Below are 20,169 nucleotides of genomic sequence, written 5' to 3'. Positions count from 1 at the left end.
GTTGATGCATTGCCTTCTGAACTGGCCTTTTGGGCGCTGTGGCACTGCCGCCACGCCCGCCCGCCGGATACCGCTCCCTTACGCTGATTGCCCCCTCACGGGTGCGCCGTCGTGCGCGCCTGCCTGACGCATACGTAAGAGAGTTGCCATGAGTACCGTCTTTGCCAGCCTGCACGAAGCCCAATCGTTTCTTGACCAAAATCCCGATATCGAGATGTTCGAACTGTTCATCCTCGACAGCAACGGCGTGCCTCGCGGCAAGTTGCTGCACCGTGATGAACTGCTGGCGGTCTACGCCAGTGGCCGCCCGCTGCCCAGTACCATCCTGGGCCTGACCCTCAATGGCGACGACGTGGAAAACTCCGGCCTGGTGTGGGAGGTAGGGGATATCGACTGCCGCGCCTACCCGATCAGCGGCAGTTTGCAGCGCATGCCGTGGCGGTTGATTCCCACTGCGGCGGTGCAGGTCAGCATGCACCCGGTGGAGGGCTTGCCGGCGACGGTGGCTGATCCCCGGCACTTGCTGGCCAAGGTCATCGACGGGCTCAAGGCCGATGGTTATTACCCGGTGATGGCGGCGGAGCTGGAGTTCTACCTGCTGGACCAGAAGCCCGACAGCAATGGCCGCCCGCAACCGGCGCGGGATATGGACGGCGGTCGCCCGCGCTCGACCCAGGTCTATGGCTTGCGCGAGCTGGAGCAGATCGAGCCGTTTCTGGCCGACTTGTATAGCGCTTGCAAGCTGCAAGGCATTCCCGCGCGCACGGCGATCTCCGAATACGCGCCGGGCCAGGTGGAGATCACCCTCGAACACCGCAGCGATGCGTTGCAAGCGATGGACGAGGCGGTGCGTTACAAGCGCCTGGTCAAGGGCGTGGCCCACAAGCACGGGATGACGGCCTGTTTCATGGCCAAGCCGTTCGACGACCTGGCCGGCACCGGCATGCACATGCACGTCAGCCTGGCGGACGCCGACGGTAACAACCTGTTTGCCAGCGAGGCAGCCGACGGTACGCCGCTGCTGCGCCAGGCGGTTGGCGGGATGCTCAGTACTTTGCTCGACTCCTTGCTGTTGTTCTGCCCCAACGCCAACTCGTACCGACGCTTCCAGAGCAACAGCTATGCGCCGCTGGCGGCCACCTGGGGGGTCGACAACCGCACCGTGAGCCTGCGTGTGCCCGGCGGCCCGGCGTTTTCGCGGCATATCGAACACCGCATCTGCGGCGCCGATGCCAACCCGTACCTGGCGGCGGCGGCAATCCTCGCGGGGATCCACCGTGGCATTCGTGAGCAGCGCGATCCCGGCGCGCCGGTCACGGGCAATGGTTATGCCCAGGCCAAGGAGCTGCTGCCCACCGACTGGCTGACCACCTTGCGTGCATTGGAAGGCTCGACCTGGGCACGTGAAGCATTCGGCCAGGAGTTTCTCGGCGTGTACCTGGCGGTCAAGCGGGCTGAGTATCGGCAGTTCATGGGCGAGGTGGGCGAGCAGGACTGGCGCTGGTACCTGCACCAGGCGTGATGATGAAGCGCGACGCTTTCGACCTTTTTTTCACGAGCGGGTGGATAAGCTGAGGGTCCAGTGTCCGTAGAGACCGGTTCATCTACATGAGTCCCGTGATGTCGTCGCAACCCCCATCGTCCATCGAGGCTGAATTCGCCGCGCGCTGTGATCGTGACCACGCTCGGGTCTGCGGCGACCCGCGCCCCCCGACTTTACGGCGGCGCCTATGGTTATGGCGCGATGAGCGCCTGGTGCGCCAGGCCCTGAAAGTCGCGGGGGAGCCCGGGCTGCTGCTGGACCTGGCCTGTGGGGCGGGGCGCTTCTGGCCGGTGCTGGCCGAACACAGCAACCGTGTGATCCTCGCCTCGGACCCATCCCAGGCCATGCTCGATCATGCCCAGAGCCATCACGGCGCGGCATTTTTGCGCCGGATCAAGACGTTCCAGGGCTCGGCCTTTTCCATCGGCCTGTCGGCCAACGCGGTGGACTGCATTTTCTGCCTGGAACTGTTTCGCCACGTCCCCACGGCCGACGCGCGCCTGGCGCTGTTGCGCGAGTTTCACCGGGTCAGCCGCGACACGGTGATTGTCTCGGTGGACAGCGACAGCCGCCATCGTGAGCTCCACCCGCCAGGCACGGGGCAAGCCTTGCTGTCCCATCGTGTCGAGGTGGAAGCGGAGTTCCGCCAGGCGGGGTTCACGGTGCTCAATCAGCAAGAGTTCATGCCCGGCTCGACCTTGTGGCGGGTTTATGTGCTGCGCAAACGAGGATAACCCTCAGCTGTCGGGCAATTCTTCGTCTCCTGTCAGAGTTTTCATGATGGCTGGCACACTGCGGGTGCTCGAAAGTCCCTCTGGCGATATATACTGCGCGCCATTCTTCAAGGGAGAGCCGTGTGGCCATCGATATTCACTGGATCTGCGACAACGATAGCCTCGGCCAGCATTGCGCCGAATGGCAGCAGTTGCCATTCGTCGCCCTCGACACCGAATTCATGCGGGTCGATACCTTCTATCCCATCGCCGGGCTGATCCAGATCGGCGATGGTGTACGCGCTTATCTGATCGATCCCCTGACCATCGATAATTGGCAACCCCTGGCCGCGCTGCTGGAAAACCCAGCGGTGATCAAGGTGGTACACGCCTGCAGTGAAGACCTGGAAGTGTTGCTGCGCCTGACCGGCAGCCTGCCGGCGCCGCTGTTCGACACCCAACTGGCAGCTGCCTACCTGAACCTCGGCTTCTCCATGGGCTACTCGCGCCTGGTGCAAGCTGTGCTCGACATCGAACTGCCCAAGGGCGAGACCCGTTCGGACTGGCTGCAGCGGCCATTGTCCGAGACCCAGGTCAGCTACGCCGCTGAAGACGCGGTGCACCTGGCGCAAGTCTACACACGGCTGCGCCCGCGCCTGTCCGACGAAAAATACGCCTGGATCCTAGAAGATGGCGCGGAACTGGTGGCCAACCTGCGTCGGGAAATCGATCCCTATGAGGTCTACCGCGACGCCAAGCTGGCCTGGAAACTGTCCCGTGCCCAGCTCGCTGTGCTGCGCGAGCTGTGCGCCTGGCGCGAACAGCAAGCCCGCGCCCGCGACCTGCCACGCAACCGTATCCTGCGTGAACACTCGCTATGGCCCCTGGCCAAGTCGCAGCCGGATAACCTCGCGGTCCTGGGCAAAATCGAAGACATGCACCCGCGCACCGTGCGCCAGGACGGCGAGTTTCTGCTGGGCCTGATCAAACGTGCCGCCAGTGTGCCGATGGACCAATGGCCGCCGGCCGTGCCTGAGCCGTTGCCGGTGGATGCCGCGGTGCTGATCAAGCAACTGCGCGCCCTGGGCCAAACCTTCGCCGAACGCCTGGACATGGCCCCGGAGCTGATGCTGCGCAAGAAAACCCTCGAGGCGCTGGTCAAGAGTGGCTACCCCGATGGGCCTTACCAATTGCCTGACTCGCTGCGTGGCTGGCGCCGCGAGTTGATGGGCCAGGCGCTGCTGGACAGCCTGGCCACTGCCGGAGAACAGCCTTGAAACATATTTGTTCCATCTACCGCAGCCCGAAACGCGCCGGCATGTACCTCTACGTGCTCAAGAGCGATGCCCTGGAGCGCGTGCCCGAAGGCCTGCTGACCGTGTTCGGCAAGCCGGTACACGCTTTCAACCTGGTGCTGACGGCGGAACGCAAGCTGCAACAGGAAGATATCGTGGCAGTCCTGGCCAACCTGCAAAAGCAGGGCTACCACCTGCAGATGCCACCGCCGGACGATGAGTACATCGAACACCTGCCCGAAGAACTGCTGCGCCGTAACGACCCGATGTGATCGACCCGTGTCCCGCTCGGGACACGTTTGAATCGAATGACCTGGCGAGCCCCGAGCCCAGCAGTCAGTCTGCTGCCGGTGGTCGCCTGCACTGTTTTTGAAAGGTTTGAACCATGCGCGTTCTGATAGCAGAACAGGACCACCCGCTGTACGCCCGACTGCTGCGCGAAGCGGCGCCGGATATTGAAGTCCTGACCAGCGGCGACTCGGCTGAACTGTCACGCCTGGCCGCCGATTGCCCGGTGTGGCTGGGCCAGCCGGACCTGCTGGCAACCCTGCTGCGCCAGGGCCATCACCCGCAATGGCTGCAATCGACCTGGGCCGGTATCACGCCGCTGCTGGCCGATGGCTTGCCACGGGATTATCGACTGACCCGTGCCGTCGGCATTTTTGGCCAGGTGATGGCCGAGTACGTGCTCACCTACATGCTCGGCCACGAGCGCGAGGTGCTGGCGCGCCTGGTCAGCCAGGTCGAGCGCAAGTGGGACAACCGCATGGGCCAGAGCCTGGCGGGGCGCAAGGTACTGATCGTCGGCACCGGCGATATCGGCCAGAGCGTCGCGCAGTTCCTGCTGCCCTTTGGCGTGGAGTTATACGGCGTTGCCAGCCAAGCCCGGGAGCAGGCCCCGTTTCTCGAGGTGGCCGGGCCGGATCAACTGGGCCGGCTGGTGGGCGAGGTGGACTATGTGGTCAACCTGCTGCCCAACACGCCGAACACCCACGACCTGTACGATGCGGCGCTGTTCAAGCAGTTCAAGCCGACCGGCTTGTTCATCAACGTCGGCCGGGGCGTGGCGGTGGTGGATGCCGATCTGGTCGAGGCCCTGAAAGAAGGGCACCTGGCCGGTGCGGTCATCGACGTGTGTCGCCAGGAGCCTTTGCCCCAGCGCCATCCGTTCTGGACTGCCTGGGGCTTGTTGCTGACGGGCCACAGCTCGGCGCCGACCTGCCCGCGACGCATGGTGGCGCTGTTTGTCGAGAACCTTGGGGCGTACCAGGCCAAGGATTCGCTGCGTGGCGAGGTGATTTTCGAGCGCGGATATTGAACTCCCCCACAGGCTGCGTAGCCCGCATCTGATTTTATCGCTGACGGTATCGTGGGAGGCTCGCTGACCTTAATCAGGGAGGCCTCTCAATGTTCGATCTGCGTGCTATCCCCCCGCAAACACCTCCGTTTCCCGCGTCTTTGACTGACCGTGTCGCTGAAGGCGCCAGGCTTGCGCAGCCTGACCCTTTGCCGGCAACTGGCGCCGCTGGTGGCCCGGTCATCCCGACACAGGCCAAACCCAAGTCTGGCCTGCAGGCTGCCCTGGCCGACAGAGAAAACCTGAAGGTCCTGGGGCAAAAGCTCTTCGAGGTCGCCACGCGCCTGGGCGTAGATGCCACTCCGCAAGCTGTGCTGGCGGCGCTGGGCAGTACCCCGATGGGCATAGACCCTGGGTCGTCCTATCCGCTGGATGCCGGCAGCAGCATCACCCTGACGACCTTTATCCGGCACCTTGGATTTTTCCAGCCCACCAGCCATTTTCACCTTGCCAGCCTCGCCGATGCGGTCACTCAAAAAGCCCTGGAGCACCCACTTGGCGATCTTGGCGGCGGCTTATCGTGGCCGGTGCCTATCAGTCCTGATGAGCAACGCAGGCTGGGTGCGCTGGCTCTGGACCGGCTCGGTAATAAGGGGGTGCTGGATTACCTGAACGATCAGCAGCCCGTCGACCTGCAGGTACGCAGCAACCCCATCGAGGCCCTGCAATCGCTGATCAGTTGCGCGCCAGGGCAGCGGCTGGGACAGTACCTGCAAGAGCAAATGGATGCAGTCGCTACCGACCGCAGTATCAACGACTATTTGCTGGCTGCCATTGCTGTGCAGATGGATCCCGAATCCATCACCGCGCCACATCGCACCAAGGTGGCGGGTTTTGACCTGGCAAGCGCTCGGCACTGGGGTAAACCCGCTTCAGTGGTGGTCGACGGGTTGCGCACGCACCTGAGCGCCAGTGGCAGAACCCGCCCGGAGATGGCAGGGGTAGGCGCCTATCTGTTGTTGGCCAGGATGGCCCCCGAGTTCCTGATCAAGGACATCCCCGCCAGTGTCACCTATGGCAGCTCGGCCTGGGTAAACCTGGCGGTTGCGGCGCGCACGATAGAAGCTCAATCGCCGGGCAAGGTACCGAACATGACCTTTGTGCAGGTCATGCAACAGGCCGAGAGTGCGGGCCTGGCTGATCCGGGCGTCACCTGGCGGGCGCAGAAGGCCGCCCTGCTGGACTGGGGGGTTGCCAATGGACTGCTGGAGCGCCGGGATGATGAGGGCTACAGCGACCAGGAACTGAACATACTCAAAGACACCTTCAACAGCCGCCAGCGGCAAATGATCAGCGCCAGCCAGGCATTGGATAAGGCTATTCCCAGTCGAAAAGAGTTGGCGCTGGCCGAACTCAAGCGACGATTTGGCGACCTGGGCGGGTTGTTTGAAGAGAAACTGATCAGTACTACAGGCCATCCGCGAGGTGGTCCTGGAACGCCAGCAACCTACTTGCTTGGGCGCCATTCGCTGCTGGATATCGCCATGATGGACCTACCTTCGCCCGCCGTATTTGATTGCGCAGACAGCCGCATCCCCCTGGCCGAGTTGAACGCCAATCACCGATTTGGCACCACCGAGGCGTTCAACCAGCCGTTCGATGACACGATAAAAAATAAAAAGGCAGCTATCGGCATCACCATCAAGCATCTGGTCGCGCAGTTGCCGGTGGTCGATCGGGAGAACCTTGAGTATGGAAAGCTGACCTTCTATCAGAATCTATCCCACACCTTGGGCCTAGGCTTTACCGACAGAACCCAGCACCCCAAAGGCCAGGAACTGCTGCTGAAAGTTGAGCGCGAGGGAAAGCCTCCAGCAGCCTATGAAATCAACTTTGCCCAAGGGGTTATTCGGCCCGTGGATCTCTGGCGGGCGGCGCAGCGTAGTTCAAGAAATGCCAATGTCGTGTACGAGACCAAAGTGTTCAGCCCTGAGGGTGCCCCTCAGCAGAGAAATGAAAGAACCCCACGGGATAACGGGTTGCTTGATAGCTTTGCGACGCCGCGTACCCAATACATTGCCGATGTATTCGTTGAGCATCTTGATCTGGATGACCCGCAGATAAAGGAACATGCCAGGGGGCAGACCACGCTGGACGAGCAGAAGGGCACAGCCAGGGCGGTTAAAGAGTTTGTGCTCAACCTTATTCCGTTGCGCTCGGCGATTGTCAATTTTCAGCAGGGCAACTACGGCGAGGGGGCTGTGGACCTGGCGCTGGACATCTTTGGCTTCCTGACTGCCGGCGCGGCAGTGGCGGGGAAACTGGGGCGGTTGGGCGGCGCTGCTGTCTCCGGGGTGACCAAGGTATTACGGGGGACGAAGATAATCGGTGTGGCCACGATTGGCGCGTTTAACCCCCTGGGAGGATTGGGGGACTTGGCCGTGGGCGGTGCGCAACTGGCCGGTAAAGGATTGTCCAAAGGTATCCAGGCGGTTAACAAGCTCAGGGGGAGCAGCGGCAGCTATGACCTATTGAAGGCGGTCAGTAAGGAGTCTGGTGTTGCGGCAACAGGCACCTACATAGTTGCAGGAAGGCGTATCGAAGGCGGCGCGGTGCTGCGCAACGGTAAATGGTATGCCTTCGATGTTGACAGGATACGCCCCTATGGGAGCCCCCTTGAAGGGTTTGTTGCCCAAACCAAGGCCGTGGACGGCGCACTGGCCATGGCGCGTATTGCCCCGGGTAGCGAGCTGGGCAACCGGCTGTTTGCCGAGTACAGCGTTGCGCCCTCGCGAATCGCCGGGCTTTCGCGCAACAGCCAGGGGGTTTATCTCGCCGCTGATGGCCATCTGTCTCATATCCGCCACATCGACAGTGCCGGTCAGACGGCGGTGTATGAAGTCCGGCAAGTCAGTCGTGCCGAGGACGGCACTGTCCAGGCACGGATCTATCACAATGGCCGGCAAACGCCGTTGCTGGTCGAGCACGTCCAGGGCGATCAATGGCGGCGGCTGACGCTGCGCGGGGCGGGGCCTGTGTCAGTCGCGGACGATCTGGGGCCGGAAATCGCGGCCGGTGGCGAGGGTGTGATTTACGCCAGCCGCGATGGCAAAAGTGTCTACAAGGATCTTGGGCCTACTTCACTGCAACCTTCGGCCAATTACCTCAACATGGAGTTGATATCGCTGAATAAATATTATGGCGATGGTTTTGCAAGAGGGATCATTGAGGACGGCTTTAAATACATAAAGATGCGCAAGCTTGATGGGGTGGCGCTCAGTCATTTTGAGAGAGGGAGTTTGCCGCCGCAAGCACGGTCCTTGCTGGATGATGCCCTGGCGCAAATGGAAGCGAAGGATATCTATCACAATGATTTGCAGCTGAAGAACTTTATGTACTCGGCGAAAGACCAGAAAATCTACCCGGTGGATATGGATTCCCAGCCGTTGGAGTTCATGGTGCCGGTGGTGATGGCCGCGTATGTACGTCAAAGAGAGGCGCTGCGCCAGGCCTTTGCGCGCCTGCTTGCCTGAGCGTCTTGATCTGCACCTTGGCGCTTTCAACAAGCTGCATACGCCAGGCGATGGCCTATGCAGCCGGGGGCTTAGAGCTTGAAGTCACCAGCAGATACCAACTCGCTCAACGGCCGGCGGGGGCTTGGGGCTTCCCGGGCCTGTAGGTAGTCGGCCAGGGTCGCCTTGTCCCCCAGCTTGCCCACCGCAACTGCCGCATGCAGCGCATAACCCTCGGGGATCTTCAGTTCCTTGCGGGTCAGCTCTTGGTCGAAGCCGGCCATGCCGTGGGTATGCCAGCCGCTGATGCTGGCTTGCAGCGCCAGGTGGCCCCAGGCCGAGCCGGTGTCAAAGGTGTGCCACAGCGCCGGGGTTTCTTCGCTGGCGCCGGGCACTGCGAAAGTGGTTTTCGACACCACGATCACCAGTGCGGAGGCATGTTGCGCCCAGCCACGGTTGAATTCATTGAGCAGGCCCAGGTAACGCTGCCAGTGCGGCGTATCGCGACGGGCATAGAGAAACCGCCAAGGCTGCGAGTTGTAGGCCGAAGGCGCCCAGCGCGCGGCTTCGAAGAAGCTCAGCAGGGTTTCCTCCGGAATGCTTTCCCCGGTAAACGCACGCGGCGACCAACGCTCGGTGAACTGCGGGTGGATCGGGTAATCGGCAACGCGTGGCTCAGTGCTCATAAGCGGATCCTGATGAAAAAACGGCTCTCAAAACTACTGCGCCGCCGCGCGCCTGACAAGTCTTGCCCTACCGGCAGTCGTAAGCGCTTGGCCCCAGGGGGCTTGGGCACTAGACTGGCGGCCTTTTCACCTACCGATACTGATGTAGAGCCATGGCCGCCAAAGTCGAACCTTTCTGGATACGCAAAACCCTTGAGCACCTCGACCAGGAGGAATGGGAGTCGCTGTGCGACGGCTGTGGCCTGTGCTGCCTGCAAAAGCTTGAAGATGAAGACGACAACAGCGTCTATTACACGCGCATCGCCTGCAAATTGCTGGACCTGAAAACCTGCCAGTGCACCGACTACCCTAACCGTCGGGACTCGGTGCCCGATTGCATCCAGCTCACGCCGGGCCAGGCCGATCAGTTCAAATGGCTGCCGCCGACCTGTGGCTATCGCCTGGTCAGTGAGCGCAAGGACTTGCCGCTATGGCACCACCTGGTCTGCGGTGATCGCGACGCCGTGCACCACGAACGCATTTCCCAGTCCGGCCGCATGCTCAGCGAAGGCAGCGTGCCCGAGGACGATTGGGAGGATTACCTGATTTTTCGCGCAGGCTGAAAAGGAGAGCGTATGACGGTCCAAGCCAGGCTGGCGGCAAGCCTGCTGTTGCTGGGGTTGAGCACGTCGGCATGGTCGGCGAAAAAAGTCGACCTCGACTATCACGTCAAACTATTACCCCAGAGCGATCAGGCCGAGGTGCGCCTGAGCCTGTCCGAGGGCTCGGCGGTGCGCAGCCTGAACTTCGACCTGGGGCGCGAAGGTGACTACAGCGACTTCAAGGCCGACGGCCAGTGGCAGGTCACGCCCGATACGGGGGCCCGGCGTGGCCTGTGGCAGCCGGGCGCCGACAAGGCCAGCCTGACCTACCGCGTGCGCCTGAGCCATGCGCGCAAGCCCGGCATCTACGAATCGCGCATGACCCCCAGCTGGGCGCTGTTTCGTGGTGAAGACTTGGTGCCTGCGGCCCGGCTTGACCAGCAGGACGGCGTGGAGTTGGTGTCGCGGCTGACCTTCGAGCTGCCGCCAGGCTGGAAAAGCGTCGAGACCCCCTGGCCGCGGATCGGCAAGCACAAGTTCCGTATCGACAACGTGTCCCGTCTGTTCGACCGGCCTACGGGCTGGATGCTCGCCGGTAACCTGGGCAGCCGCCGGGTACGCCTTGGCGAAACTGAAATCACCGTGACCTCGCCCAAGGGCCAGGCCATGCGCCGCATGGACGTGTTGACGTTGCTGACATTCGTTTGGCCCCAGGTGCAAGCAGCGTTTCCCCGGCATCCGGCCAAACTGCTGGTCGTGGGGGCCAGTGATCCGATGCGCCGTGGCGCGTTTTCCGGGCGCGATTCGGTGTACCTCAATAGCCGCACGCCGCTGGTCAGCGAAAACGGCAGTAGCCCGTTGATTCGCGAAGTGGTGCAGGCCATCGGCCGGTTCAACGACCATCAGGGCAGCGATTGGATCAGCGAAGGGCTTGCCGAGTATTACTCCATTGAACTGCTACGCCGCGCGGGTGGCATCAGCGACGAGCGTTATGAGGCAATACAGGCGCGCTTGAGCAAGGACGGCAAGGGTGTGACGACCTTGCGCGGCGAGCACGTCAGCGGCGCCACGGTGGCGCGGGCGGTGGTGGTGTTGCAGGAACTGGATCGCGAAATCCGCCTGAAAACCCACAACAAGCGTTCCCTGGATGACCTGACGCAGGCGCTGATGCGCCTGGACAGCATCACGACCAGGGAGTTTGTGCAGTTGGCCGAAAGCGTGATTGGCGAATCCTCGGTGGTGCTCGACAGCAAACTGCTGCGCTGAAACTCAATGGTGCAAACACAGCTTGTGTAGGCACTGGGTTTGTGTGGGAGCTGGCTTGCCTGCGATAGCATCACCTCGGTCTGACTAAAAGACCGAGCCGCCCGCATCGCAGGCAAGCCAGCTCCCACACAAGTTGCGTCACGGGGTGGTTTTTTCGGCAGCCACTTGCGCGCGGGTCTTGAGGTTTTTCAGTTCTTCGCCGGCGCGTTCGATTTTTGTGCGTACGCTGTTCATATCCTGGCGGCTTTTTTCCAGCAGCGACTTGGCCGAGCTATGCCCGCTGATCCCGCGTGCCAAGGCCACACCGCCAATCGCCACTTGGATCAGGCCAAAGAAGCCGCCCCGGCGAATGCCCTTGCCCATCATCACCACGCCACCGGCCAAGGAGCCAATGCGCTCCCAGCCTTGGACATTCTGGGTCGGCTGGGTTTGGAACGGCGTCGATTCAATTACAGGGTTGAGGGTTTTGCTGTCGCTCATGGTCTGTCTCCAACAAAGGGCCATTGATATGCAACTGACTGCCGGCAGTTCGTGGATGTTCCCGCCAAATCAGTACTTGGGGCCCGAACGGGTGTTATTGCCCTTGGCCAGGCGATCGTAGAGCACCACGTTGACCGTGGCCGCGAGGTTCATGCAACCGGTGGTCGGGATGTAGATCACGTCTTCGCACCAGTCGCGGATCTCTTTGTCGAGGGAGCCGTCTTCGGGGCCGAAGATATACAGCGCGCGATCCGGGTGGGTGTATTCGGGCAGCGGGCGGGCGCCGTCCACCAGCTCGACGGCGACCGGGATGCAGCCCAGGGGCAGGATCTTTTTCAGGTCGTCGATACCGATCAGCGGGATATCGTGGTGGACCTTCTTGGTATCGGTAATAAAGTCCCGGGCCCGCTCATAGCGTTTACCGGTGTAGAACACCGAAGCCACGCCATAGCAGCCGGCGGCGCGCATGACCGAACCGACGTTTTCGGGGGATTTGGGGTTGTACAGACCGATGCAGCTGTAGCGTTTATTGCCCACGGGAGAGGGTGCCTTCGAGAAAAACCGCAATTATACGGGGATTGCTCGAGCAGCGGTCGCTATAGAAATGGCGTGTTTGGGTGATTGTCATCGCGCCGCATCGCCGCGATGACGTCGTAACGTTCAGCGACGACCGTCAGTCGTCCTTCTTCATCAACCCCGCCAACGCCGCAAACGGGTTGTGCGTGGCCTTGGCAATGGTCGGGCTGCTGGTGGAGCCTTCGCCGAAATACTGCTGGTCGGTGTAGCGCGAGTGTTCATTGTCGTGGCAGTACAGGCACAGCAATTCCCAGTTGGAACCGTCCTGGGGATTGTCGTCATGGTTGTGGTTGCGGTGGTGCACGGTCAGTTCGCTGAGGCGCTTGCCGGCAAATTCACGGGCGCAGCGGCCACATACGTGGGGGTACATTTTCAGGGCTTTGTCGCGGTAGCCCATTTCCCGGTCGCGCTGGGCATCGGCGAGGATACGGTCCAGCTTGGCGGTGTGGGAGGGCGGGTTGCTTGAGCTCATCTTGGCTCCTGTTTTTAGTGGATCACGGATGGCGTTGATTCTAGCTGCTCGCGGAGCAATAAGCCCTTGGCTTTTTCAGTCCGGGCGCCGGGCGGCGATTGGGCGGCTTGGGGCGCACTAACAATGGCTGGCCAGCGCTGTGTTTGAATACCGTTGGGAAGTTAAATAAGGCCAACGTTAGTTTTAGCTGAGAAAGTGTTGGACTAACTTTACCAAGTTCTTTAATGTGGCGTCTCTTGGCCCACTGCCGCTGTTGTGTGGTGGTGTCAGGTTCTCAATAAGCCAGGTCTTGCCTGGCGACCGTTAGTTTCCCGTGCAATCGGGTTTTCCCATCACGATATCAGCCCCCGCGGCTGGCGTTGTGGCGTTTCAAATCAGAGGCGCTCGTGTAGAGCGTACTGCTGCCAATCACCGAAGTCGGGTTGGTTGAAGAGTTTGATCAGCGTCTTGCCAATAATAAAAAATCGACGAGTTACCCTGTGCTTATAAATTCATGACTCTGGAATTCTATTCTGTGTGAGTTGTAAGTTTGTGGTGCGCGTTAATAAGTTTTGATGTTCGTCTCGCTTACATTCAACTGCCAGCTTCAATTCAATACATGCAATTTGTTGTAGAGGCTGTTGTGTCTAAAGGTGTTGTTCTGGCGGTTTCCGCGTCCTTGCTGTTTGGTGTGCTGTATTTCTTTACTTCTCTTCTTGAGCCTTTGGACGGCCAGCAGATATTTGGCTGGCGAATCCTTATTTCGTTGCCCTTCATGACGCTGCTGCTGTGCCTGTCCGGGGATTGGAAATGGGTGCCGCTGATCTACCAGCGCTTGCGCGACAAGCCGGGGTTGTTGCCTTGCGTGGTGCTGACCAGCGCGTTGGTGGGTGTGCAGTTGTGGATCTTCATGTGGGCGCCGCTCAACGGCCATGGCCTGGACGTTTCCCTGGGTTACTTCCTGTTGCCGCTGACCATGGTTATCACCGGGCGTATCGTCTATGGCGAACGCCTTTCCCATCTGCAAAAGATTGCCGCCGTGTTGGCCGCAGTGGGCGTGGGCAATGAGTTGTACCGCACGGGCGGGTTTTCCTGGACCACCCTGGTGGTGTGTGTTGGTTACCCGCTGTATTTCGTCCTGCGCCGGCGCTGTGGCACCGACAACCTGGGCGGATTGTGGCTGGACATGATGCTGATGATCCCCGTGGCGCTGTGGTTCATCCTCGGCGGCCAACCCATTGGCGAAACGCTGGCGCAGCGCCCGGCGTTGTACTGGCTGGTGCCAGTGATGGGCCTGGTCAGCGCGGCGGCAGGCTATTGCTACATCCTGGCCAGCCGCCTGTTGCCCTTCAGCCTGTTCGGCCTGCTCAGTTACGCTGAGCCGGTGTTGCTGGTGGCGGTGTCGTTGATGCTGGGCGACAGCCTCAAGCCGGGCCAGTGGATGACCTACCTGCCCATCTGGCTGGCGGTGGTGGTGTTGGTACTGGAAGGCTTGCGGCACCTGAGTCGACTGCGTCGCTCGATCTGAGCGGCGCGCCGTTCAGCCCTTGAGTTTCTCGGCAATCCAGATGGTATGCCGGGTGCCCTTGTTGCCATGGGCAAACACTTGCACTTCCTCGGCCTTGAAGCCGGCCTTGCGCAGTTTGTCGCTGAACTGCTTGTCGGCGCTGGCCGACCACACGGCCAGCACGCCCTTGGGGCGCAGGGCCTTGGCGCAGGCGCTGAGGCCACCGGCGGAGTACAGCCAGCTGTTGGCTTTCTGCGTCAGGCCTTCGGGGCCGTTGTCGACGTCGAGCATGATTGCATCAAAGCCCTGGGGCTCGGCTTGCAGCACCTTGGCCACGTCTTCCAGGCGGATTACCGTGCGCGGGTCCAGCAGCGGGTTGCCGGATTTTTCCCCGAGCGGGCCGCGATTCCACTCCACGACGCCCGGTACCAATTCAGCCACCACCACTTCGGCCGTCTTGCCCAGGTGCTTGAGCGCCGAGGCCAGGGTGAACCCCATGCCCAGGCCGCCAATCAATACCCGTGAACCAGGGCGGCCGGCGACCTTGCGACAGGGGATTTCGGCCAGGGCATCTTCGGAGCCGTGCATGCGCGTGTTCATCAATTGCCCGCCGTCACCGCCCTGGATCTTGATCACAAAATCCTCGCCGTACTCGAACAGGCACAGGGCGCCGCCGTTATCGGGGATCGGGGTGGTGTCGAGCAGCACGAAACGTTTCATGGAAATCTCATTGGGAAGGGCATTCTTGCGCGGTTGGGAGTAGCCTTGGGACTGGTTAACAGTCAGGCCATGGAGCCATCGATGAAGTGCAGCATTCTAGCGGTCATTGTAGGGAGTGTGCTCACATTGGGTGCCGCACATGCCCAGCAGTTGCAACCCGTGCCGAACACGCCGGCGACCACCACGGGGGCGCCGGGCACTGCCACGCCGACCCCCTATCCGCAAGTCACGCCGCCAACGGCGCCCAAGCCACAAGGTAGCGGGGCGCCGTTGTTGCCGCCGATTGAAATGCCCAAGCCGCCCAAGGACCAGACCTTGCCCGGCTTGCAGCAAAACGACAGCAAGCCCAAGGCGGCGGGTTCTTAAACCAGCCCCAGGGCCTTGAACACAAAGGCGTATTCCAGGGCCACGTCACGCAAGCCCTGGTAACGCCCGCTCATGCCGCCATGGCCGGCGCCCAGTTCGGTCTTGAGCAGCAGCAGGTTGTCGTCGGTCTTGGTGGCGCGCAGCTTGGCCACCCACTTGGCGGCTTCCCAGTACTGCACGCGGCTGTCGTTATAGCCGGCGATCACCAGCATCGCCGGGTAGGCCTGGGCGCTGACATTTTCGTACGGCGCATAGGCCTTGATCCGCTCGTACACTTCGGGTTCCTGAGGGTTGCCCCATTCGTCATATTCGGTGACGGTCAGTGGCAGGTCGGGGTCGAGCATGGTGTTGAGCACATCGACAAAGGGCACTTCGGCAATGGCTGCCTGGAACAGATCCGGGCGCTGGTTGAGCACGGCACCGATCAACAGCCCGCCGGCGCTGCCGCCGCTGATGGCCAGCTGCTTGGAGGTGGTCAGGCCCTCGGCGATCAAGTGTTCGGCGCAGGCAATAAAATCGCTGAAAGTGTTTTGCTTGTGCTCCTGCTTGCCGGCGCGGTACCAGGCTTCGCCCAATTCGCCGCCCCCGCGCACATGGGCAATGGCAAACGCCACGCCGCGGTCCAGCAGGCTCAGGCGCGCATGGGAAAACCACGGGTCGAGGCTCGAGCCGTAGGCGCCGTAGCCGTACAGGTACAGTGGCGTCGGCTGGCCCACCTGGTCACGCTTGACCACCAGGCTGATCGGCACCTGGGTGCCATCGGCAGAGGTAGCCCACAGCCGCTGGCTGACATAATCGTCGGCATTGAACACGCCCAGTACCGGGGTTTGCTTGAGCACGTGCTGCGCGCCGCTGGCCAGCTCCAATTGGCGGACCTGGGCCGGACGATTGAGTGCTTCATAGCGCAGGCGGATTTTGTCGCTGTCGAATTCCAGGCTGTTTTGCACATACAGGCTGTAGGCCGCGTCCGGCAGTTCCACGCGATAAGCCGGCAGGCCTTGTGGGTGCACGTCGATCACCGGCAGGCCGCCAATGCGCAGGCTCAGGGTCATGGCCCGGGCATTGAGCGTCACGCCATCGAGCATCACCGCGTCATCGTGGGCAATCAGGTTGTGCCACTGGTCTTCGGTGGGCACGCCGCCGGTGTCGGCCGCCTGGAATAGCGCAAAGTTGATGCCATCGCGGTTGCTGCGGATAAACCAGGTCCATTGGTCGTCCAGCTTGCCGTGATCGACATCGTATTCATGGCCTTCAACCCGTGGCGCCAGGCAGGCAAACGCCTGTTGCGGCTGCTCGGCGTCCAGGGCCCAGATTTCACTGGTGGTCTTGCTGCCCAGGGACAGCAGCAATTGGCGCTCGGAACTGGAGCGGTAGCAATGCAGGAAGAAGCGGCCGTCGGGCTCGTGGAACACTTCTTCGGCAGCGGTACCGTCCAGGCGGTAGCGATACAGCTTGTGCGGGCGATGGGTGTCGTCCAGTTCACCGAAGAACAGCGTCAGGCTGTCGTTGGCCCAGGTCATGCTGCCATCGCAGCCTTCGAAGGCCAGTTCACTGACCTTGCCCGAAGACAATTCCTTCACGTACAGGGTGTAGATCTCTTCGCCATTGGTATCCAGGCTGTAGGCCAGGCGCTTGTGGTCCGGGCTGATGCTGAAGGCGCCGAGGGAGAAAAAGCCGCCATTGGCCAGCACATTTGGGTCCAGCAGCAGTTCTTCGGCGTTTTCATCGATCTGCTGGCTGTCGTCGGCCGGGCGCGGGCAGCGGTAATGGCGCGCGTATTCGTCACCGGCGGTGGTGCGCGTGTAATACAGGTACGGGCCCCAGGGCGAGGGCAGTGACAGGTCGGTCTCGAGGATACGGCCCTTGATCTCCTGGAACAGGCTTTCGCGCAACGCTTTCTGGTCCTCAAGCTGCGCCTCTTGCCAGGCATTTTCGGCCTTGAGGTAGTCGAGCACCTCGCTGTTGTCGCGTTCCTGCAACCAGGCATACGGGTCCTGGCCTGAGTCCTGGCGGGCAATCGGGGCGGCAGCGGCGTGGGTCGATGAAGGCATGGATCACTCTCTGTCTGGTGGCGGGCCGACGGCATTGCAGCCGTGGCACTCAAAAGCCGTTATCATACGGGCCTGTTTGCCTACCTTGCCATGGACACCATGACCGAGAACGACTATCTGACCGCTTGGGGCCTCTACGCCTTCGCCGCTTTGGGCTGCCTGCTGGTGTGGTTTCGCCTGACCCGCTGGATCTGGCGCTGGCTGCGCGAACCGCTGCGGTTGCTGATGGCGGTGCTGCTGTTGAGCCCGACCATTGTCGACCCGGTCAAGGAGCAATTCGCTCCGGCCGTGGCCATCACCGCCCTGGATCTGTTGCTCAAAGTGGGCAATAACGCCTGGCGGGCGGTGTCCGATTTGCTGATGTACGCCATGATCGCCTTTGGCCTGTACCTGGTCTTTGTGCTGATTCGCTGGCCCATCGAGCGTGCCGCCAAGGCCCGGCGTGAGCAGAAGGCCGCCGCTGCAGCAGCGGTCGCGGCCGAGCCTGAGGACGACGAACCCTATGGCCGTGCGCCGGCCCCGGTCAGTGGTATGCGGGTCGAGCCGCGTCTTTAACGTTGTAAGCCCTGCATCGAGAGTCCTGGCATGTGTGAATTATTGGGCATGAGTGCCAACGTACCGACCGATATCGTGTTCAGCTTCACCGGGCTGATGCAGCGCGGTGGGCGCACCGGGCCACACCGCGATGGCTGGGGCATTGCCTTCTATGAGGGCCGTGGCCTGCGGCTGTTCCAGGACCCGGCGGCCAGCAGCGAATCGGAAGTGGCCCTGCTGGTGCAGCGTTATCCGATCAAAAGTGAAGTGGTGATTGGTCATATCCGCCAAGCCAACGTCGGCAAGGTGAGCCTGTCCAACACCCATCCGTTCGTGCGCGAACTGTGGGGGCGCAACTGGTGTTTCGCCCATAACGGCCAACTCGCCGACTTCACGCCCCAGGCCACGTTCTACCGCCCGGTGGGCGATACCGACAGCGAAGCGGCGTTCTGCGACCTGCTCAACCGCATCCGCGAGGCGTTTCCAGAACCGGTGGATATCGAGCAAGTGCTGCCGGACCTGATCGCGGCCTGCGCCGAATACCGCAGCAAGGGCGTGTTCAACTGCCTGCTCAGTGATGGTGATTGGTTGTTCTGCTACTGCTCGACCAAGCTGGCGCAGATCACCCGCCGTGCGCCGTTTGGCCCTGCACGGTTGAAAGATGTCGACGTGATCGTCGATTTTCAGGCTGAAACCACGCCAAACGATGTCGTGACGGTGATTGCCACCGAACCCTTGACCGAAAACGAGACCTGGACCCGCTACGAACCGGGCCAGTGGAGCCTGTGGCGGCGCGGCGAATGCGTGCGCCAGGGCACAACCGCATAAGGACGTCGATTATGTTGCTCAGCTATCTGCGCCTGGTGTTGTTTGCCATCGGTTTGTTGGTCGGGGTGCAAGTCCCGGGGTTTATCAACGACTACGCCAAGCGGGTCGAGGCCCACCTGATCGAAGCCCAGACCGGTTTGCGCGGTTTTGAAAGCACGGCCCAGCAGTTCTTCAATGGCGATTTGCAAGCATTGGTGGCGCATTATCGTGCCAGCGATGACCCGGTGTTCCGCAGCGATGCCAACAGCCTCGGCACTTTGCTCGATCGCCAGGTGGCGTTGGACAAGCAATTTCAGGCCATGCAGGGGCCGTGGTACATCCGCGCCTTGCAGGTGGCGGTGGCCGCCGACCCGGATATCCGCCGGGAAACCTGGAATGGCTACAGCTACCAGATCCTCCTGACCCCCGAAGCCATTGGCTGGGGCCTGGGTGGGGCGATGCTGCTGTCGTTCGGCCTGGAGTGCCTGTTCCGCCTGATCGACTGGGTGGTGCTGGGCGGCAAGCGCTTGCGCCAGAGCCGGCCGATTGAAGAGCGGGACCTCAAGGGCCTGTAACTACGCCACAAATCCCAAGGTTGCAGCGGGTTTGTGTGGGAGCTGTCTTGCCTGCGATGGCGTCACCCCGGTGCAGCTGATGTAGCGAGGTGCTTGCATCGCAGGCAAGCCAGCTCCCACAGGTTTAATCGGGTGTCCTCAGCGGGTTTGGTTGGTTGAGCACCATGCGCTCCTCACCCACTTCCTCGGCATACCGCGCCACTACGCTCTGGCACAACGCCACAATCTCTTCCACCAACTCCACCCCCACCCGCCACGACACCACCACCTGCAGGTTCGGCAAGCGCTGCGCCATCGGCAGCACGAGCAACTCGCCCCGCGCCAATTCTTCGCTGACCAGCACCGGCGGCAACGCGCCGATACCGAAGCCGTCGCGTAGCAGGCGGGTGATGGCCGACACCGAGTTCACGCAGTTCATGCGCGGCGCCGCCACGCCATGGGCCTGCATCAGGCTCAACACGTCCTGGTGGGGATGGGAGTTTTTCGAGTAGGTAATAATCCGTTCCTGGGCCAGTTCGGCGAGGGAGGCGTAGTCGCGGTTGTAGATCGAGTGGCTGGCGACTATCCAGCCCATGGGGTGGCTGGCCAGTTCCAGGCTGCGCACCGATTCCTGACGCATCAGGTCGGTTTGCAGGATCACGTCGAGGAAGCCTTTTTGCAACTGATCGCAGAGATTCAGCGCGGTATCGGCGACCAATTCGATCTCAACCAGGGGGAAGTGGTCCATCAGCTCGGTCACCAACGGGCTGAGCCAGGTGTGGATCACCGTGTCCATTGCGCCGATGCGGATGCGTCCGACCTTGCTGCTGGTGGTTTCCAGCGATTGCTTGAGCCCCTGCATGGTGACCATCATCTGTTCGGCATAATCGAGCACCTTCATCCCGTCCGGGGTCAGGCTTACGCCACGCGAGTCTCGCAAAAACAGCTTCACCCCCAGCTCGCTTTCCAGCACTGCAATGCGGCTGGAGATCGAGGCCTGGGTGGTGAACAGTTTCTCTGCGGTCAGCCGGAAGCTCTTGAGCCGGGCCACCCAGACGAAGGTTTCGAGGAACTTCAAATTCATGGGATCAACTTTTTCTTATGCATGGATCGGTTTTTATTAGTTGGACGCAGCAGGGGCTGCGCGCCAAAAATCGGGCTGTCTCACGATAAGCGTCGTCGGGGCTCAGGACAACATCGTTGCGGGATCTTGGTAAAAGATCCCACACT

20 protein-coding genes are annotated in these 20,169 nt (G+C 61.7%); 13 read left to right on the top strand and 7 right to left on the bottom strand.

Annotation, left to right across the window (positions count from 1 at the left end):
• Positions 1-148 precede the first annotated feature (148 nt).
• From AC19YY_RS25275 to AC19YY_RS25250, 6 genes are all read left to right on the top strand, one after another.
• Positions 149-1,522, top strand: coding sequence for a glutamine synthetase family protein (locus AC19YY_RS25275; protein WP_500605054.1), 1,374 nt, complete (start codon positions 149-151; stop codon positions 1,520-1,522).
• Between the two features lie 98 nt (positions 1,523-1,620).
• Complete coding sequence (locus AC19YY_RS25270) at positions 1,621-2,277, top strand: class I SAM-dependent methyltransferase (protein ID WP_169955557.1); 657 nt, start codon at positions 1,621-1,623, stop codon at positions 2,275-2,277.
• A 122-nt stretch (positions 2,278-2,399) separates the two neighbouring features.
• Positions 2,400-3,533 (top strand): ribonuclease D, encoded by a 1,134-nt coding sequence (gene rnd / locus AC19YY_RS25265; RefSeq protein ID WP_500605053.1) that lies wholly within the window; start codon positions 2,400-2,402, stop codon positions 3,531-3,533.
• The gene (locus tag AC19YY_RS25260) at positions 3,530-3,823 is read left to right on the top strand and encodes a YcgL domain-containing protein (RefSeq protein WP_169955559.1); all 294 of its coding nucleotides are present in this window, start codon (positions 3,530-3,532) and stop codon (positions 3,821-3,823) included. The genes rnd and AC19YY_RS25260 overlap by 4 nt, the downstream gene beginning before the upstream one ends.
• A 113-nt stretch (positions 3,824-3,936) precedes the next feature.
• The gene (locus AC19YY_RS25255) at positions 3,937-4,869 is read left to right on the top strand and encodes a D-2-hydroxyacid dehydrogenase (RefSeq protein WP_500605052.1); all 933 of its coding nucleotides are present in this window, start codon (positions 3,937-3,939) and stop codon (positions 4,867-4,869) included.
• Between the two features lie 89 nt (positions 4,870-4,958).
• Complete coding sequence (locus AC19YY_RS25250) at positions 4,959-8,381, top strand: OspG family effector kinase (protein WP_500605051.1); 3,423 nt, start codon at positions 4,959-4,961, stop codon at positions 8,379-8,381.
• A gap of 71 nt (positions 8,382-8,452) precedes the next feature.
• Here the strand turns inward: AC19YY_RS25250 and AC19YY_RS25245 are convergent, their stop codons facing one another.
• On the bottom strand, positions 8,453-9,046 hold the full coding sequence (locus AC19YY_RS25245; RefSeq protein WP_169955562.1) for a nitroreductase family protein: 594 nt from the start codon (positions 9,044-9,046) through the stop codon (positions 8,453-8,455).
• A gap of 152 nt (positions 9,047-9,198) precedes the next feature.
• Here AC19YY_RS25245 and AC19YY_RS25240 point away from each other — a divergent pair, with 152 nt between their 5' ends.
• Together AC19YY_RS25240 and AC19YY_RS25235 are read left to right on the top strand one after the other, a co-directional pair.
• Positions 9,199-9,648, top strand: coding sequence for a YcgN family cysteine cluster protein (locus AC19YY_RS25240; protein WP_029292333.1), 450 nt, complete (start codon positions 9,199-9,201; stop codon positions 9,646-9,648).
• Positions 9,649-9,660: 12 nt separating this feature from the next.
• On the top strand, positions 9,661-10,893 hold the full coding sequence (locus tag AC19YY_RS25235; protein WP_169955563.1) for a hypothetical protein: 1,233 nt from the start codon (positions 9,661-9,663) through the stop codon (positions 10,891-10,893).
• Positions 10,894-11,031: 138 nt separating this feature from the next.
• On the opposite strand, the gene AC19YY_RS25230 is transcribed toward AC19YY_RS25235, so the two are convergent.
• From AC19YY_RS25230 to AC19YY_RS25220, 3 genes are all read right to left on the bottom strand, one after another.
• Positions 11,032-11,373, bottom strand: coding sequence for a YgaP family membrane protein (locus tag AC19YY_RS25230; protein ID WP_169955564.1), 342 nt, complete (start codon positions 11,371-11,373; stop codon positions 11,032-11,034).
• 69 nt (positions 11,374-11,442) lie between these two features.
• Complete coding sequence (locus tag AC19YY_RS25225; protein ID WP_032863501.1) at positions 11,443-11,910, bottom strand: RNA methyltransferase; 468 nt, start codon at positions 11,908-11,910, stop codon at positions 11,443-11,445.
• A gap of 136 nt (positions 11,911-12,046) precedes the next feature.
• A complete protein-coding gene (locus tag AC19YY_RS25220) occupies positions 12,047-12,421 on the bottom strand; it encodes a YajD family HNH nuclease (RefSeq protein WP_038448187.1) in 375 nt (124 codons plus the stop codon).
• 622 nt (positions 12,422-13,043) lie between these two features.
• On the opposite strand from AC19YY_RS25220, the gene rarD reads away from it, so the two are divergent.
• A complete protein-coding gene (gene rarD, locus AC19YY_RS25215; protein ID WP_170043250.1) occupies positions 13,044-13,928 on the top strand; it encodes an EamA family transporter RarD in 885 nt (294 codons plus the stop codon).
• Positions 13,929-13,940: 12 nt separating this feature from the next.
• Here rarD and AC19YY_RS25210 read toward each other — a convergent pair whose 3' ends face one another.
• On the bottom strand, positions 13,941-14,627 hold the full coding sequence (locus tag AC19YY_RS25210) for a spermidine synthase (RefSeq protein WP_169955566.1): 687 nt from the start codon (positions 14,625-14,627) through the stop codon (positions 13,941-13,943).
• A gap of 81 nt (positions 14,628-14,708) precedes the next feature.
• On the opposite strand from AC19YY_RS25210, the gene AC19YY_RS25205 reads away from it, so the two are divergent.
• On the top strand, positions 14,709-14,993 hold the full coding sequence (locus tag AC19YY_RS25205) for a hypothetical protein (protein WP_169955567.1): 285 nt from the start codon (positions 14,709-14,711) through the stop codon (positions 14,991-14,993).
• On the opposite strand, the gene AC19YY_RS25200 is transcribed toward AC19YY_RS25205, so the two are convergent.
• A complete protein-coding gene (locus AC19YY_RS25200; RefSeq protein WP_500605050.1) occupies positions 14,990-17,044 on the bottom strand; it encodes a S9 family peptidase in 2,055 nt (684 codons plus the stop codon). The two genes, AC19YY_RS25205 and AC19YY_RS25200, sit on opposite strands and share 4 nt — an antisense overlap.
• Positions 17,045-17,134: 90 nt before the next feature.
• Between AC19YY_RS25200 and AC19YY_RS25195 the strand changes: the two genes are divergently transcribed.
• Genes AC19YY_RS25195 through AC19YY_RS25185 form a run of 3 tightly spaced genes read left to right on the top strand, consistent with a single transcriptional unit; the run spans position 17,135 to position 18,960 of the window.
• Positions 17,135-17,599 (top strand): MFS transporter, encoded by a 465-nt coding sequence (locus AC19YY_RS25195; protein ID WP_225923868.1) that lies wholly within the window; start codon positions 17,135-17,137, stop codon positions 17,597-17,599.
• Between the two features lie 30 nt (positions 17,600-17,629).
• Positions 17,630-18,406 (top strand): class II glutamine amidotransferase, encoded by a 777-nt coding sequence (locus tag AC19YY_RS25190; protein ID WP_029292340.1) that lies wholly within the window; start codon positions 17,630-17,632, stop codon positions 18,404-18,406.
• 11 nt (positions 18,407-18,417) lie between these two features.
• Entirely contained in the window at positions 18,418-18,960 is a 543-nt protein-coding gene (locus AC19YY_RS25185; RefSeq protein ID WP_500605049.1) for a DUF2937 family protein, read from the top strand.
• Positions 18,961-19,084: 124 nt separating this feature from the next.
• Here AC19YY_RS25185 and AC19YY_RS25180 read toward each other — a convergent pair whose 3' ends face one another.
• On the bottom strand, positions 19,085-20,023 hold the full coding sequence (locus AC19YY_RS25180; RefSeq protein ID WP_170043252.1) for a LysR family transcriptional regulator: 939 nt from the start codon (positions 20,021-20,023) through the stop codon (positions 19,085-19,087).
• Positions 20,024-20,169: the final 146 nt, after the last annotated feature.

The organism is Pseudomonas sp. MF09156, from assembly GCF_059862305.1.
Note: the sequence above shows the minus strand (reverse complement) of the source record. Positions and strands in the feature narration are given on the sequence as shown.

Coding starts and splice junctions, on each gene's coding strand:
- AC19YY_RS25235 (WP_169955563.1), top strand. CDS start 9,661: ATGACGGTCCAAGCCAGGCTGGCGGCAAGCCTGCTGTTGCTGGGGTTG.
- AC19YY_RS25200 (WP_500605050.1), bottom strand. CDS start 17,044: ATGCCTTCATCGACCCACGCCGCTGCCGCCCCGATTGCCCGCCAGGAC.
- AC19YY_RS25250 (WP_500605051.1), top strand. CDS start 4,959: ATGTTCGATCTGCGTGCTATCCCCCCGCAAACACCTCCGTTTCCCGCG.
- AC19YY_RS25245 (WP_169955562.1), bottom strand. CDS start 9,046: ATGAGCACTGAGCCACGCGTTGCCGATTACCCGATCCACCCGCAGTTC.
- AC19YY_RS25220 (WP_038448187.1), bottom strand. CDS start 12,421: ATGAGCTCAAGCAACCCGCCCTCCCACACCGCCAAGCTGGACCGTATC.
- AC19YY_RS25210 (WP_169955566.1), bottom strand. CDS start 14,627: ATGAAACGTTTCGTGCTGCTCGACACCACCCCGATCCCCGATAACGGC.
- AC19YY_RS25205 (WP_169955567.1), top strand. CDS start 14,709: ATGAAGTGCAGCATTCTAGCGGTCATTGTAGGGAGTGTGCTCACATTG.
- AC19YY_RS25195 (WP_225923868.1), top strand. CDS start 17,135: ATGGACACCATGACCGAGAACGACTATCTGACCGCTTGGGGCCTCTAC.
- AC19YY_RS25270 (WP_169955557.1), top strand. CDS start 1,621: ATGTCGTCGCAACCCCCATCGTCCATCGAGGCTGAATTCGCCGCGCGC.
- AC19YY_RS25255 (WP_500605052.1), top strand. CDS start 3,937: ATGCGCGTTCTGATAGCAGAACAGGACCACCCGCTGTACGCCCGACTG.
- AC19YY_RS25185 (WP_500605049.1), top strand. CDS start 18,418: ATGTTGCTCAGCTATCTGCGCCTGGTGTTGTTTGCCATCGGTTTGTTG.
- AC19YY_RS25190 (WP_029292340.1), top strand. CDS start 17,630: ATGTGTGAATTATTGGGCATGAGTGCCAACGTACCGACCGATATCGTG.
- AC19YY_RS25275 (WP_500605054.1), top strand. CDS start 149: ATGAGTACCGTCTTTGCCAGCCTGCACGAAGCCCAATCGTTTCTTGAC.
- AC19YY_RS25230 (WP_169955564.1), bottom strand. CDS start 11,373: ATGAGCGACAGCAAAACCCTCAACCCTGTAATTGAATCGACGCCGTTC.
- AC19YY_RS25180 (WP_170043252.1), bottom strand. CDS start 20,023: ATGAATTTGAAGTTCCTCGAAACCTTCGTCTGGGTGGCCCGGCTCAAG.
- AC19YY_RS25240 (WP_029292333.1), top strand. CDS start 9,199: ATGGCCGCCAAAGTCGAACCTTTCTGGATACGCAAAACCCTTGAGCAC.